This window comes from Bradyrhizobium xenonodulans (assembly GCF_027594865.1).
GTDB classification, from domain to species: Bacteria; Pseudomonadota; Alphaproteobacteria; order Rhizobiales; family Xanthobacteraceae; genus Bradyrhizobium; species Bradyrhizobium xenonodulans.
The window spans coordinates 906,948-919,321 of the sequence record NZ_CP089391.1 but is presented as its reverse complement, the minus strand read 5'-3'; the positions used below and the strand labels follow the sequence as shown (position 1 = coordinate 919,321).

Sequence of the window (12,374 nt, the reverse complement as noted above, 5' to 3'; positions counted from 1 at the left end):
ACCTTTGTCCTAAGCGTCAACGGCTTGCCACCTGTTCCGGCAGGCTCGATACTGGCGGCAATGAGGCAAGCCCGAGACACAACGGGCTCTGGTAAATGAGGGGAGTTTTCCATGGAGCGCATCTGGCTCAAGCAATATCCGCCCGGCGTGCCTGCTGATATCGAGCCGACCCAATATGCATCGCTGGTCGACCTCCTGGAGGAGAGCTTCAACAAGTTCGCCGACCGCAAGGCGTTCATCTGCATGGACAAGTCGATCAGCTATCGCGACCTCGACCAGATGTCGCTGGCGATGGCGGCCTATTTGCAGGGACGCGGCCTCCAGCGCGGCGCCCGCGTCGCGATCATGATGCCGAACGTGCTGCAATATCCGGTCGCCACCGCGGCCGTGTTGCGCGCCGGTTTCGCCGTGGTCAACGTCAACCCGCTCTACACCCCGCGCGAGCTCGAGCATCAGCTCAAGGATTCCGGCGCCGAAGCCATCATCGTGCTGGAGAACTTTGCCCACACCGTCGAGCAGGTGATCGCGAAGACGCAGGTCAAGCACGTCATCGTCGGCAGCATGGGCGACCTGCTCGGCTTCAAGGGCGTGATCGTCAACCTCGTCGTCCGCCGCGTCAAGAAAATGGTACCGGCCTGGTCGCTGCCGGGCGCGGTGTCTTTCAACGACGCCATATCCGCCGGCCGTAGCCTGACCTTCAACAAGCCAAAACTGTCGCCGGGCGACGTCGCCTTCCTGCAATATACCGGCGGCACCACCGGCGTCTCCAAGGGCGCCACCCTGCTCCATCGCAACATCGTCGCCAACGTCCTGCAGAACGACGCATGGCTGCAGCCGGCGCTCACCTCGCCGCCGCATGTCGACCAGCTCATGGTCGTCTGCGCGCTGCCGCTCTACCACATCTTCGCGCTGACGGCCTGCTACCTGCTCGCGGTGCGCGCCGGCGGCTGCAATCTCTTGATCCCCAATCCGCGCGACATCGCCGGCTTCGTCAAGGAACTGGCGAAGTACCAGGTCAACAGCTTCCCGGCAGTCAACACGCTCTACAACGGGCTGATGCACCATCCCGACTTCAAGAAGCTCGACTTCTCCAAGCTGAAGATCTCCAACGGCGGCGGCATGGCGGTACAGCGCCCCGTGGCCGATCAATGGAAGGCGATCACTGGCTGCTTCATCGCCGAGGGGTATGGCCTGTCGGAGACTTCACCGACGCTGACCTGCAATCCGGCAACGGCAACCGAGTTCACGGGTACGATCGGCATTCCCGTGCCGTCGACTTACATCTCGATCCGCGACGACGACGGCAACGAAGTCCCGCTGGACCAACCCGGCGAGATCTGCGCCAAGGGCCCGCAGGTGATGTCGGGCTACTGGAACAGGCCGGAGGAGACCGCCAAGGTGATGACCGCGGACGGCTATTTCCGCACCGGCGACATCGGCGTGATGGACGAGAAGGGCTACACCAAGATCGTCGACCGCAAGAAGGACATGATCCTGGTCTCGGGTTTCAACGTCTATCCGAACGAGATCGAGGAAGTGATCGCGAGCCATCCGGGCGTGCTGGAATGCGCGGTGATCGGCATCCCCGATTCCAAGTCGGGCGAGGCGGTGAAGGCCTTCATCGTCAAGAAGGACCCGAACCTCACGGCCGAAGCCGTGATCAAGTTCTGCCAGGAGCAGCTCACCGGCTACAAGGTGCCCAAGCACATCGAATTCCGCACCGACCTGCCGAAGACCAATGTCGGCAAGATCCTGCGCCGGCAGCTCCGCGACGAGAAGAAGGCGGAGGCGGCGTAAGCGCCTCCTTCGTTCATGACTGATTTCGGCGACATCACACCATCAGGCATTCTCGCCTTCTGGCGCGAGGTCGGCCGCGAACGCTGGTACAAGCGCGACGATGCGTTCGACGCAGAGGTCAGGCGCCGCTTTCTTGCCTTGTGGCAGAAGGCGGCCGCCGGCGAGCTGGCGTCCTGGGAGGCCAGCGACGACGGCGCGCTCGCGCTCGTCATCGTGCTCGACCAGTTTCCCCGCAACATGTTCCGCGGCACGCAGCAGGCCTTTGCCAGCGACGCGCTGGCGCGCGACGTCGCCCGCCGCGCCATCGAGCGGGGCCTCGACCGCAGGGTCGATCCCATCCTGCTCGAATTCCTCTACATGCCGTTCATGCATTCCGAGCACCTGCCCGATCAGTTGCACTGCGTCGCGCTGTTTCAGAACACCGACAATGCCGAGAACCTGAAATACGCCCGGGAGCACGCCGATATCATCCGCCGGTTCGGCCGCTTCCCCCACCGCAACCGCCTGCTCGGCCGCGACACCACCGAGGACGAGCAGGCCTTCCTCGATGCCGGCGGTTTTGCCGGCTGATGACATAACGGTGAAGGGCCGCAGGCCCGGCCGCTTCCCCCGTTGGCAATATTGTGCAGGGCCGCCGCACGGTCTAAAAAGCGGGACCGATTTTCAGGGAGACTGACGATGGCGATCCAGACTGGCGACAAGCTGCCCGAGGCGAAATTCCGCGTGATGACGGCGGAAGGCCCGCAGGTGAAGACCACCGACGATATTTTCAAGGGCAAGAAGGTGGCGCTGTTCGCGGTGCCCGGCGCCTACACCGGCACCTGCCACAAGATGCATCTGCCGAGCATCTTCCTCAACGCCTACGCCATGAAGGACAAGGGCGTCGACACCATCGCGATCGTCTCCGTCAACGACGCCTTCGTCATGAACGCCTGGAAGCGCGACACCGACCAGCGCGACGAGGCGATCTTCCTCGCCGATGGCAATGCCGATTTCGCCAAGGCGATCGGCATGGAGCTGGACGCCTCCGGCAACGGCCTCGGCATCCGCTCCAAGCGCTATTCGATGCTGGTCGAGGACGGCGTGGTCAAGAAGCTGAACCTCGAAGCGATGCCCGGCAAGGTCGAGGTATCAGGCGGCGATACGCTGCTGGGGCAGCTCTGAGCCACGGCAGAAATGCCGTAGGGTGGGCAAAGGCGCGTCAGCGCCGTGCCCACCATCTTTCCTCGATTTAAAAGCAGCGGTGGGCACGCTTCGCTTTGCCCACCCTACGAAACCGGGCGATGACAGTTGAGAATGAGGCGATGTCGGCGCGAACGGCGCGCCTACTCCGCCACCCGCTGCTGCAACCGTGCCTTCACGATCCCGTCGCGCGCGAGCTGATCGGCGCGCTCGTTCTCGGGGTGGCCGGCGTGGCCTTTGACCCAGTGCCAGCGCACGTCATGCGCCTTCAGCGCGGCATCCAAACGCTGCCATAGCTCGACATTCTTCACCGGCTTCTTGTCGGCGGTGCGCCAGCCGTTGCGCTTCCAGCCGTGGATCCAGCCGGTGATGCCCTGCCGCACATACTGGCTGTCGGTGTAGAGATCGACGGTGCATGGCTTCTTCAGCGCTTCGAGCGCGGAGATCGCCGCCATCAATTCCATCTGGTTGTTGGTGGTGTGGCGCTCGCCGCCGTTCAGCTCTTTTTCCTTGTCGCCGAACTTCAGGATCGCGCCCCAGCCGCCGGGCCCGGGATTTCCCGAGCACGCGCCATCCGTGTAGATCGTGACGTTGGGAAGCTCGCTCACGCGACCAGTCCAGACGGCATCAGCCCGTAGTCACGCACGCTCGAGACGCTCTGGTGGAAGCGCAGCTTGCGGACATATTCGAGCGGGTCCTTCGGTTTGACCAGCGCGCCCGGCGGTACGTTGAGCCAGTCCACCAGCCGCGTCAGCAGGAAGCGGATCGCGGCGCCGCGCGCCAGCAGCGGCAGCGCGGCCTCTTCGGCTTCCGAGAGTTTTCGTACACGGCCATAGGCGTTGAGGAAGGCGCGCGCCTTGGTGACGTTGAAGGAGTGATCCGGCTCGAAACACCAGGCGTTGAGGCAGATCGCGACGTCATAGGCCAGCATATCGTTGCAGGCGAAGGTGAAGTCGATGATGCCCGAGAGCTTGTCGCCGAGGAAGAAGACGTTGTCGTTGAAGAGATCGGCGTGGATCACGCCTTCGGGCAAATGCTTCGGCCAGATCCCGCTCTCGAGGTGGTCGAGCTCGGCCGCGAGGAACGCGCACAGGCCCGGCTGCACCTCGTCGGCCCGGCTTGCGGCTGTATCGAACAGCGGCCGCCAGCCCGAGACCGAGAGCGCATTCGCCCGCTTGATCACGAAATTGGCGCCGGCCAGGTGCATGCAGGCCAGCCCCTCGCCGACGCCCGAACAATGGACGGCGTTCGGCTTGCGCGGCCAGACGCCTTCGAGAAAGGTGATGATCGCGGCCGGCCGGCCCGACAGCTCGCGCAGCGCCTCGCCGTCTCTTCCCTTCACCGGCAGCGGGCAGTTGACGCCGTGCTCGGCGAGATGCGTCATCAGCGCGAGGAAGTACGGCAGATCGTTCTTCGCCACGCGCTTCTCGTAGAGCGTGAGGATGAACGAGCCTTTGCTCGTATGCAGCAGGAAGTTGGTGTTCTCGACGCCCTCGGCGATGCCCTTGTAGGAGAGCAATTCGCCGAGATCATATTGCCTCAGGAAATCCGCAAGCTCGTCGGCGGCAACGTCGGTGTAGACCGCCATAAAAGTCTACTCGGCGGCAGCTTCAGGGCGCACCTGACGCGGCAGCGGGAAGAACTCGTTCTCTTCCGCAGCCGAGACCGTCTCCACATGCAGCGTGTAGCGTTCGGCGAACGCGTCCATGATCTCCTCGACGATCACTTCTGGGGCGGATGCGCCCGCGGTGATGCCGAGGCTCGTGATGTTGCCGAACTTGTTCCAGTCGATGTCGGCCGCGCGTTGCGCCAGCACGGCGATCCCACAACCCTCGCGCTCGGCGACCTCGCGCAGGCGCTGCGAGTTCGACGAATTGGGCGCACCGACCACGATCAGCGCATCGACCACCGGCGCCACCTTCTTCACCGCGAGCTGGCGGTTGGTGGTGGCGTAGCAGATGTCTTCCTTGTGCGGCCCGTTGATGTTCGGGAAGCGCTCCTTGAGCAGCGCCACGATCTCCGCGGTGTCGTCGATCGACAGCGTGGTCTGGGTCACGAAGGCGAGGTTGTTCGGGTCCTTCGGGGAGATGGTCTTGGCGTCCTCGGCGGTCTCGATCAGAGTCACGGCGCCAACCGGAAGCTGGCCGAGCGTGCCGACCACTTCGGGATGATGGGAGTGGCCGATCAGGAAGATCTCGCGACCGCGCTTGAAATGGATCGCGGCCTCGCGGTGCACCTTGGTCACCAGCGGGCAGGTCGCATCCAGCGAGAACAGGTTGCGGGACGTGGCGTCGGCCGGAACCGATTTCGGCACGCCATGGGCCGAGAACACGACCGGCGCGGTGGTGTTTTCCGGAATTTCGGCGAGCTCTTCGACGAAGATGGCGCCCTTCTTCTTCAACCCGTCGACGACGTACTTGTTGTGCACAATCTCGTGGCGAACATAGACGGGGGCGCCATATTTATCGAGCGCCCGCTCCACGGTGTCGATCGCCCGGACCACCCCGGCGCAGAAGCCGCGGGGAGAACAAAGCACGATCTTGAGGTCTGGTTTGGCTGACATTGAGCGATCTCGGGACCGAATCACCCGTTTCGCCTTCTGGCGGGGGCGGTCAATGGATGGAAAGGGCTAAAAGCGGTCTGCTTGGACCTTACGGCGTCTTTGAAGGGAATTGGGCTCCCTTTCGGGCGCTGTCAAGGCACTATCTATAGCAGAACCATTGCGTGGCTACCCCCTCCGGGCTTATATAGCCCGAATTCCCTGTCATCGCTGATGACCACCGGTTTCGCCTCCAGAGGGGTGGGCGAAGCACAAAGGAGATTTGCCATGAGCAACGCACCTCTGATGCCCAAGGCGACCGCCGTTTGGCTTCTCGACAACACCGCGCTGACCTTCGACCAGGTCGCCGATTTCACCAAGATGCATCCCCTCGAGGTGCGCGCGATCGCCGACGGCGACGCAGCCCAGGGCATCAAGGGCATGGATCCCCTCTCCAACGGCCAGCTCACCCGCGAGGAGATCGAGAAGGGCGAGAAGAATCCGGACTACCGGCTCCGCCTCCAGGAGAGCAAGGTCGTGCTGCCGCCCCAGCCGAAGCGCAAGGGCCCGCGCTACACCCCGGTCTCCCGCCGCCACGAGCGCCCGAGCGCCATCCTCTGGCTGCTGCGCAGCCATCCGGAGCTCAAGGACGCCCAGATCATGCGTCTGGTCGGCACCACCAAGAGCACCATCGCCAGCGTCCGCGACCGCACCCACTGGAACACCTCGCAGCTGACGCCGATCGACCCGGTGACCCTCGGCCTCTGCTCGCAGATCGAACTCGATTTCGAAGTGGCGCGCGCGGCGAAGGAAAAGCCGGTCGACGCCGCCTATGGCGGCGCCACGCTGCTGCCGGCCTCCGAGACCACCAAGAAGGACGAGTACGAGCCGGCCGAGCGCTCGAGCGACGACCTCAACGTCGACGCCGTGTTCGCCAAGCTCAAGACGCTCGGCGGCAAGAAGCAGGACGAAGAGGAGGAGTAGTCGTCCCTCCTCCGTTCGTCATCGAATGCAGACGCGGCGGGCCAACCCGCCGCGTTCTTGTTTGTGTCAGAACTTGTAGGTCACGCCGGCGCCGACCAGCCACGGATCGATATGCGCGGTGCCGGTGACCGGCAGGCCTGAGACGGTCGCGGAGTAATCCGGGCGCAGCCAGAGCTTCTTGACGTCCACGTTGAGACCCCAATGCCGGTCGAGCATGTAGTCGAAGCCGAACTGCACGGCGCCGCCCCAGGCATTGCTGACATGAAGGCTGGTGGCGGTGGCGACGATCGCGGGCGGACCTGCGATGGCGGCCGGCGCATTGGCGGCGGAGTTGTTGAAGAACACCGTGTAGTTCACGCCGGCGCCGATATACGGCTTGAACGCGCCGAAACTGTCGAAGTGATATTGCAAGGTCAGCGTCGGCGGCAGCAGCGTGGTCTTGCCGATCGGCAGGTTCGCGAGCGAGCCGGTGCCGCTGATCGAGTGCCTGGTCACACCGAGGATCAGCTCGGCCGCGATGTTCTTGGTGAAGAAATAGCTGATATCGAGCTCAGGCACGACCTGGTCGCTGATCGACAGGCCTGAATTCGGCGACGACAGCGACGGCACGCCCGCGACATTGACGGAGGAGCCGCCGGCATCCGGCAACACGCCGAGCACGCGCAGACGCACCATCCAGGGATTGAACGCCTCCACTGGCGGCGGCGCCTTCTTGTAGACCGGCAAATCGGCAGCCTGTACCGAGGCCAAAGTCCCCGCGAGCATTGCGCCAAGAATCGTTCCGAGCGTCGCGAGCCGCGCTACGTTTCTTATCGTTCCGTTCATTGCATTCCCCTTCAGCCTTCTCTCGCGCGTCGTTGCGCGACATCAGCGTCAGAGCAGAAAGGGGATGATGAAAGATTTGACGCCGATCAAATCAGGACGAATGCCTCGCGATTTGGTCGCGGCGTTGCGGATGTATCGCGGCAGGATAGTGCCGCACGTGATGTCAGGGCCGATCGGGATGGTTCAGCATGTACTCGCCGAGATCGCGCTGGCGGCGGTCGGAACGGGCGATCGCCCCATTGCGCTGGACGTCGCGGTCCTTGCGGCAGGCCACGTATTCCGGCGAGCCCTGGGCGTAACCGCGGCTCTGGCACACCGCATCGTCATCGTCGCCGCCCATCGCCACCGGCGTCTGGTAGCGCGCGGAGCAGGCGGAGAGAACGAGGCCCGCAAACACAAACGCAAGAAACGGTTTCGAATACATGGCAGCTCTTTCGTCCTCATGGTGAGGAGCCCGCGCAGCGGGCGTCTCGAACCATGAAAGGCCCGGATGCAGCAGCGGGCCTTTCATCCTTCGAGATGCGCGCCGGGGCGCGCTCCTCAGGATGAGGGTTGAGCGGAAAAATGCGGCCTATTCAAGCCCCATCTGACCGCCTCACACCCTCCCCTTCAACGCCTCGCCGATCTCGTCCAGCACCTTGGGGTCCTCGATCGTGGCCGGCATGGTCCAGGTCTCGCCATCGGCGATCTTCTTGATGGTGCCGCGCAGGATCTTTCCGGAGCGCGTCTTGGGCAGGCGGCCGACGGTGATGGCGAGCTTGAAGGCGGCGACGGGACCGAGCTTGTCGCGCACCAACGCGATGATTTCCTTCTCGATCTCGCTAGGTGCGCGCTTCACGCCGGCCTTGAGCACCAGGAAGCCGCAGGGCACCTCGCCCTTGATCGCGTCCTTGACACCGAGCACGGCGCATTCGGCGACATCAGGGTGCGAGGCCAGGATTTCCTCCATGCCGCCGGTCGAGAGGCGATGGCCGGCGACGTTGATGATGTCGTCGGTGCGGCCCATGACGAAGACATAGCCGTCCTCGTCCTTGTAGCCGGCGTCGGAGGTTTTGTAATAGCCGGGGAATTCGCTGAGATAAGCTTCCTTGAAGCGCGAATCCTGATTCCACAGCGTCGGCAGGCAGCCAGGCGGCATCGGCAGCTTGATGACGATCGAGCCCATGGTGTTCGGGCCGACCGGCTTTGCGGCTTCGTCGACGACGTCGACCTGATAGCCGGGCATCGGCACCGTGGGTGAGCCGTGCTTCACCGGCAGCATGCCGAGACCGACAGGATTGCCGGCGATGCACCAGCCGGTCTCGGTCTGCCACCAATGGTCGATCACCGGCACCTTCAACTGCTGTTCCGCCCATTCCACCGTCGGCGGATCGGCGCGCTCGCCGGCGAGGAACAGCGTGCGGAATTTCGACAGGTCATATTGCCGGATGAACTTGCCTTCCGGATCCTCCTTGCGGATGGCGCGGAACGCCGTCGGTGCGGTGAAGAGGGCGACCGCCTTGTGCTCGCTGATGACGCGCCAGAACGCGCCGGCGTCGGGCGTGCCGATCGGCTTGCCCTCGTACATGATCGAGGTCGCGCCGTGCAGCAGCGGGCCGTAGATGATGTAGCTGTGGCCGACAACCCAGCCGATGTCCGAGCCGCACCACCAGACCTCGCCCGGCTTGACGCCATAGAGGTTGAACATCGACCACTTCACCGCGACGAGATGGCCGCCATTGTCGCGCACCACGCCCTTCGGGATGCCGGTCGTGCCTGACGTGTAGAGGATGTAGAGCGGATCGGTGGCGGCAACGGGCACGCAGGGCGCCCTCTTGCCGTCGTTCATCGCCTTGCGGCGCAGGCTCGCCCAGTCGTAGTCGCGGCCCGGCGCGAGGTCGCAGATGTGCTGCGGACGTTGCAGCACGATGCAGGCCTTCGGCTTGCTGCCCGCGAGCTTGATCGCCTCGTCCAGCAGCGGCTTGTACTGCACGATGCGGCCCGGCTCGATGCCGCAGCTTGCGGACAAAATGAGCTTCGGCTGCGCGTCGTCGATGCGGGTCGCGAGCTCCTTCGCGGCAAAGCCGCCGAACACCACCGAGTGCACCGCGCCGATCCGCGCACAGGCGAGCATCGCCACCACGGCCTCCGGCACCATCGGCATATAGAGGATGACGCGGTCGCCCTTGGCGACGCCGAAATCCTGCATGATGGCGGCGAGCACCTGCACCTCACCCAACAGCTCGGCATAGGTGAATTTGGTGATGCTGTTCGTCAGCGGCGAATCATGGATCAGCGCGACCTGGTCGGCGCGGCCGCGTTCGACATGGCGATCGAGCGCGTTGTAGCAGGTGTTGACGACGCCGCCCGTGAACCAGCGGCCATAGACGCCCTGCGAGGCATCAAAGATCGTCTTCGGCGGCTCGATCCAGTCGATCTCCGTGGCTGCCTCGGCCCAAAAGCCCTGGGGATCGGCCAGCGAGCGCGCATGGATCTCGTGATAATTGCTTTTCCCCTGGATACTCATTCCCGCGCTCCCGTTCCCTTTATTCGCCTGGCCTTGACCTTGCGGCAGGACGGATGTCCCGCCATGACAGGGATCAAGCACCGGCGCTGTTTGAGGGCTATTTTCCCGGGAACGGGCCGCGGTTCAAGCTGAAAACGACATATCTTCTCCCCCTCTCCGCATGCGGGGAGAGGCGAAGAGCCGCTAGCTTTCCATCGCAGTCAGCCGCTGCAGGCGATCCTGCATGACTTTTCTCAAATCATAGCCCGGACGACCGAAACTCGCGTTCCGCGTGGCCAGGAAATCGCGCTGGGTCTTGCGCAGGTCGCCGGCCGAGCGCCCTTTCGAAACCTTCAGCACCCGCTCATAGGTCTCCGCGATCTGGCGGTCGAGCACGCCGAGTTGCGGATCGGCGCAGATCACCTTTTCGACCTCGCGCCTGGCGGTGGCGCAGTCGAACGAGGGGCCGTTGCCGGAATTCGCCGCGAGCGGCCGCAGCGGCTCGGCGCCGAATTTCGCGATCTCGGCGATCATGGTGCGGCGGCCGGCAGCGGCGTTCGAATTGCCGGGGTCGAGCTTCAGCGCCGTCTCGTAATCGGCCAGCGCCTTCTTGCGCTCACCCATCTTGGTATGGAGCACGGCACGGTTGTTGTAGGTCTTCGCGAAGTTCGGATCAAGCTTCAGCGCTTCATTATAGTCGCTCAGCGCTGCACCAAACTCGCCCTTGAACTGGTAGGAATCCCCGCGGTTGGTGAAGAAGTTCGGCTTTGGTGCCAGCCGCAGCGCCTGATCATAATCGGCGATGGCCTTGTCGTAGTCCTTCATCGCGGCGTAGGTGAGCCCGCGATTGTCAAAATATTCCGGCACCTTCGGATCGAGCCTGATTGCCTCGCCGTCATCGGCCACCGCCTTGTCGAGCTGGCCGAGCTTCTTGTAGGCGGCGCCGCGATTGGTGTAGCTGCGCGGTCGATTTGGATCGAGCCGCAGCGCCTCGCTGAGATCGCGGATCGCCTTCTCGTTGTCGCCGCCGAGATAGTAGTTCACGCCGCGATCGGACCAGGCCTGCGCGTCATCCGGCTTCAGCTTGATCGCCTGATCGTAATCGGCGAGCGCGCGGTCGAGCCGGCGCTGGTTGGTATAGACCACGCCGCGCAGCTCATAGGATTCCGCATCCTGCGGATCGAGCTCGATCGCCTTGCTGAGATCGGCTGCCGCTCGGTTGAGATCGCCGCCGGCCTCGCGCAAGAGGTCGCCGCGCAGGCGCCAGGCCTTTGCATTCTTGCCGTCGAGCGCGATGGCACGATCGATGTCGCGCAGCGCCTGCGTCAGCCCGCCCGAGATCCGCGCATTGGCATCGGCACGGACCAAGAGGGCCGTGGCGCGATCGGCCGCTGGATTTGAGGCCTGGTCGATGATGGCGCTGCAGGCCGTGATCAGCTCGGCCGGGGCCGCCTTGCTGCCCATCACGCAATCGACGCCGGCCGAGGCCGGGACGATGAGGACAAGGCTCAAGGTGGCACCGAGCAGCAAGGTGCGAAGCGAGATCTTGGCAAACGGGAACATTTGCGCGGAAGGATGCGTGCCGCACATTGGGAAGGCTCCATGACATCAGGTTTTCACCATTGTCGCGGCGGGGACGGGATCGGTTCAATTCGGCCGGTCGCTGGGGGCGTACAGCTGTCTCGCTCCCTCGTCCCCCTTGCAGGGAGAGGCGAAGAACTCAATACCCGTCCACTCCGTTGATCCGCCGCAAGCGCTCCTGCATCGCTTTCTTCAGATCATACTCAGGCCGGCCGTACCCCGCATTGCGGCGGGCGATAAAGTCGTCTTGCTCACGCTGGAGTGCCTTGGCCTCCGCGACACTGCGCGCCTCCCGGATCACGCGCGCGTTCGACGCAAAAATCTCGCGGTCGAGATCGGCGAGCTCGCGATTGCCGCAGATTGCCTTCTCGACAGCCCGGGCCGCATTCCTGCAATTGAAGCTGGGCTTGCCGGCAACCGCCATCTGCGCCCCGATCCGCTCGAGCTCGCGCGCCATCGCCTTGTGATTGGCCCTGGCCTTCTCGTGGTTGGGATCGATCCGCAGTGCCGCGCCAAAGTCCTGCACGGCCTTGGGCTTGTCGCCCTTCTTCAGCCAGAGCTCGCCGCGGGCATTGAACAGGTCGGCGAGGGTCGGATCGAGCAGAAGGGCGCGGCTGTCGTCGGCGATTGCACGGTCGATCTGATCATGCCGCGCCAGAAGCGCGCCGCGCGCGATCAGCGCCTTGACCAGATCCGCCTTCGCCGTCTTCGCGTTATCGATGACGGAAGCGCAGGCGGAATTGGCCTTGTCCATGTCGTCGGCCGCGCTGGCGGCGAGGCACGGCGCGACGTCCACCTGCACGACGGCCGCCGGCTCCCCACCGGTCGCGGCATGGGCCGCGCTGAGCGAAAGAAAGGGGAGCGCCACAGCCGCTGACAATTGAATGAGATTTCGAAATCGCATGCTTGTTGCAGTCGGAAAGTCTTGTCTTAAGGTCTTGAGGTCTTGCCTCGAGGCCGCACTATCCATCATACGGCCGG

12 protein-coding genes are annotated in these 12,374 nt (G+C 64.1%); 4 read left to right on the top strand and 8 right to left on the bottom strand.

All coding sequences use genetic code 11. The features are described from left to right. The first annotated feature begins 111 nt into the window (after positions 1–111). The 3 genes from I3J27_RS04315 (at position 112) to I3J27_RS04305 (ending at position 2,961) form a co-directional block, all read left to right on the top strand. Positions 112–1,797: a long-chain fatty acid--CoA ligase gene (locus tag I3J27_RS04315; RefSeq protein WP_270165649.1), complete on the top strand. Its 1,686-nt coding sequence runs from the start codon at positions 112–114 to the stop codon at positions 1,795–1,797. Between the two features lie 15 nt (positions 1,798–1,812). Beyond that, positions 1,813–2,367, top strand: a complete 555-nt coding sequence (locus tag I3J27_RS04310; RefSeq protein WP_270165647.1) for a DUF924 family protein — start codon at positions 1,813–1,815, stop codon at positions 2,365–2,367. 108 nt (positions 2,368–2,475) lie between these two features. Continuing rightward, positions 2,476–2,961, top strand: coding sequence for a peroxiredoxin (locus tag I3J27_RS04305; protein WP_007597501.1), 486 nt, complete (start codon positions 2,476–2,478; stop codon positions 2,959–2,961). A gap of 161 nt (positions 2,962–3,122) precedes the next feature. On the opposite strand, the gene rnhA is transcribed toward I3J27_RS04305, so the two are convergent. Genes rnhA through ispH form a run of 3 tightly spaced genes read right to left on the bottom strand, consistent with a single transcriptional unit; the run spans position 3,123 to position 5,542 of the window. Then, the gene (gene rnhA / locus I3J27_RS04300; RefSeq protein WP_270165637.1) at positions 3,123–3,587 is read right to left on the bottom strand and encodes a ribonuclease HI; all 465 of its coding nucleotides are present in this window, start codon (positions 3,585–3,587) and stop codon (positions 3,123–3,125) included. After that, positions 3,584–4,567, bottom strand: coding sequence for a homoserine kinase (locus I3J27_RS04295; protein WP_270165635.1), 984 nt, complete (start codon positions 4,565–4,567; stop codon positions 3,584–3,586). The genes rnhA and I3J27_RS04295 overlap by 4 nt, the downstream gene beginning before the upstream one ends. A gap of 6 nt (positions 4,568–4,573) precedes the next feature. After that, positions 4,574–5,542, bottom strand: coding sequence for a 4-hydroxy-3-methylbut-2-enyl diphosphate reductase (gene ispH, locus I3J27_RS04290; RefSeq protein ID WP_270165633.1), 969 nt, complete (start codon positions 5,540–5,542; stop codon positions 4,574–4,576). Between the two features lie 264 nt (positions 5,543–5,806). Between ispH and I3J27_RS04285 the strand changes: the two genes are divergently transcribed. Then, the gene (locus I3J27_RS04285; protein ID WP_270165631.1) at positions 5,807–6,502 is read left to right on the top strand and encodes a DUF1013 domain-containing protein; all 696 of its coding nucleotides are present in this window, start codon (positions 5,807–5,809) and stop codon (positions 6,500–6,502) included. Between the two features lie 66 nt (positions 6,503–6,568). On the opposite strand, the gene I3J27_RS04280 is transcribed toward I3J27_RS04285, so the two are convergent. The 5 genes from I3J27_RS04280 to I3J27_RS04260 all read right to left on the bottom strand — a co-directional run bounded on the left by I3J27_RS04280 (position 6,569) and on the right by I3J27_RS04260 (position 12,297). Next, complete coding sequence (locus I3J27_RS04280) at positions 6,569–7,327, bottom strand: OmpW/AlkL family protein (protein WP_270165629.1); 759 nt, start codon at positions 7,325–7,327, stop codon at positions 6,569–6,571. Positions 7,328–7,490: 163 nt separating this feature from the next. Further along, positions 7,491–7,751 carry a hypothetical protein gene (locus tag I3J27_RS04275; RefSeq protein WP_270165628.1) on the bottom strand — a complete coding sequence of 87 codons (261 nt, stop codon included), beginning with the start codon at positions 7,749–7,751 and terminating at the stop codon, positions 7,491–7,493. A gap of 171 nt (positions 7,752–7,922) precedes the next feature. Beyond that, positions 7,923–9,833: a propionyl-CoA synthetase gene (locus tag I3J27_RS04270; RefSeq protein WP_270165626.1), complete on the bottom strand. Its 1,911-nt coding sequence runs from the start codon at positions 9,831–9,833 to the stop codon at positions 7,923–7,925. A 183-nt stretch (positions 9,834–10,016) separates the two neighbouring features. Further along, positions 10,017–11,402, bottom strand: coding sequence for a tetratricopeptide repeat protein (locus tag I3J27_RS04265; RefSeq protein WP_270165624.1), 1,386 nt, complete (start codon positions 11,400–11,402; stop codon positions 10,017–10,019). Between the two features lie 130 nt (positions 11,403–11,532). Beyond that, the gene (locus I3J27_RS04260; RefSeq protein ID WP_270165622.1) at positions 11,533–12,297 is read right to left on the bottom strand and encodes a tetratricopeptide repeat protein; all 765 of its coding nucleotides are present in this window, start codon (positions 12,295–12,297) and stop codon (positions 11,533–11,535) included. Between the last annotated feature and the right edge of the window lie 77 nt (positions 12,298–12,374).

Bases quoted from the DNA above. Each gene is read 5' to 3' on its own strand.
- I3J27_RS04275 (WP_270165628.1), bottom strand. From the start codon at position 7,751: ATGTATTCGAAACCGTTTCTTGCGTTTGTGTTTGCGGGCCTCGTTCTC.
- I3J27_RS04295 (WP_270165635.1), bottom strand. From the start codon at position 4,567: ATGGCGGTCTACACCGACGTTGCCGCCGACGAGCTTGCGGATTTCCTG.
- I3J27_RS04315 (WP_270165649.1), top strand. From the start codon at position 112: ATGGAGCGCATCTGGCTCAAGCAATATCCGCCCGGCGTGCCTGCTGAT.
- I3J27_RS04310 (WP_270165647.1), top strand. From the start codon at position 1,813: ATGACTGATTTCGGCGACATCACACCATCAGGCATTCTCGCCTTCTGG.
- I3J27_RS04285 (WP_270165631.1), top strand. From the start codon at position 5,807: ATGAGCAACGCACCTCTGATGCCCAAGGCGACCGCCGTTTGGCTTCTC.
- ispH (WP_270165633.1), bottom strand. From the start codon at position 5,542: ATGTCAGCCAAACCAGACCTCAAGATCGTGCTTTGTTCTCCCCGCGGC.
- I3J27_RS04260 (WP_270165622.1), bottom strand. From the start codon at position 12,297: ATGCGATTTCGAAATCTCATTCAATTGTCAGCGGCTGTGGCGCTCCCC.
- I3J27_RS04280 (WP_270165629.1), bottom strand. From the start codon at position 7,327: ATGAACGGAACGATAAGAAACGTAGCGCGGCTCGCGACGCTCGGAACG.
- I3J27_RS04305 (WP_007597501.1), top strand. From the start codon at position 2,476: ATGGCGATCCAGACTGGCGACAAGCTGCCCGAGGCGAAATTCCGCGTG.
- I3J27_RS04265 (WP_270165624.1), bottom strand. From the start codon at position 11,402: ATGTGCGGCACGCATCCTTCCGCGCAAATGTTCCCGTTTGCCAAGATC.
- I3J27_RS04270 (WP_270165626.1), bottom strand. From the start codon at position 9,833: ATGAGTATCCAGGGGAAAAGCAATTATCACGAGATCCATGCGCGCTCG.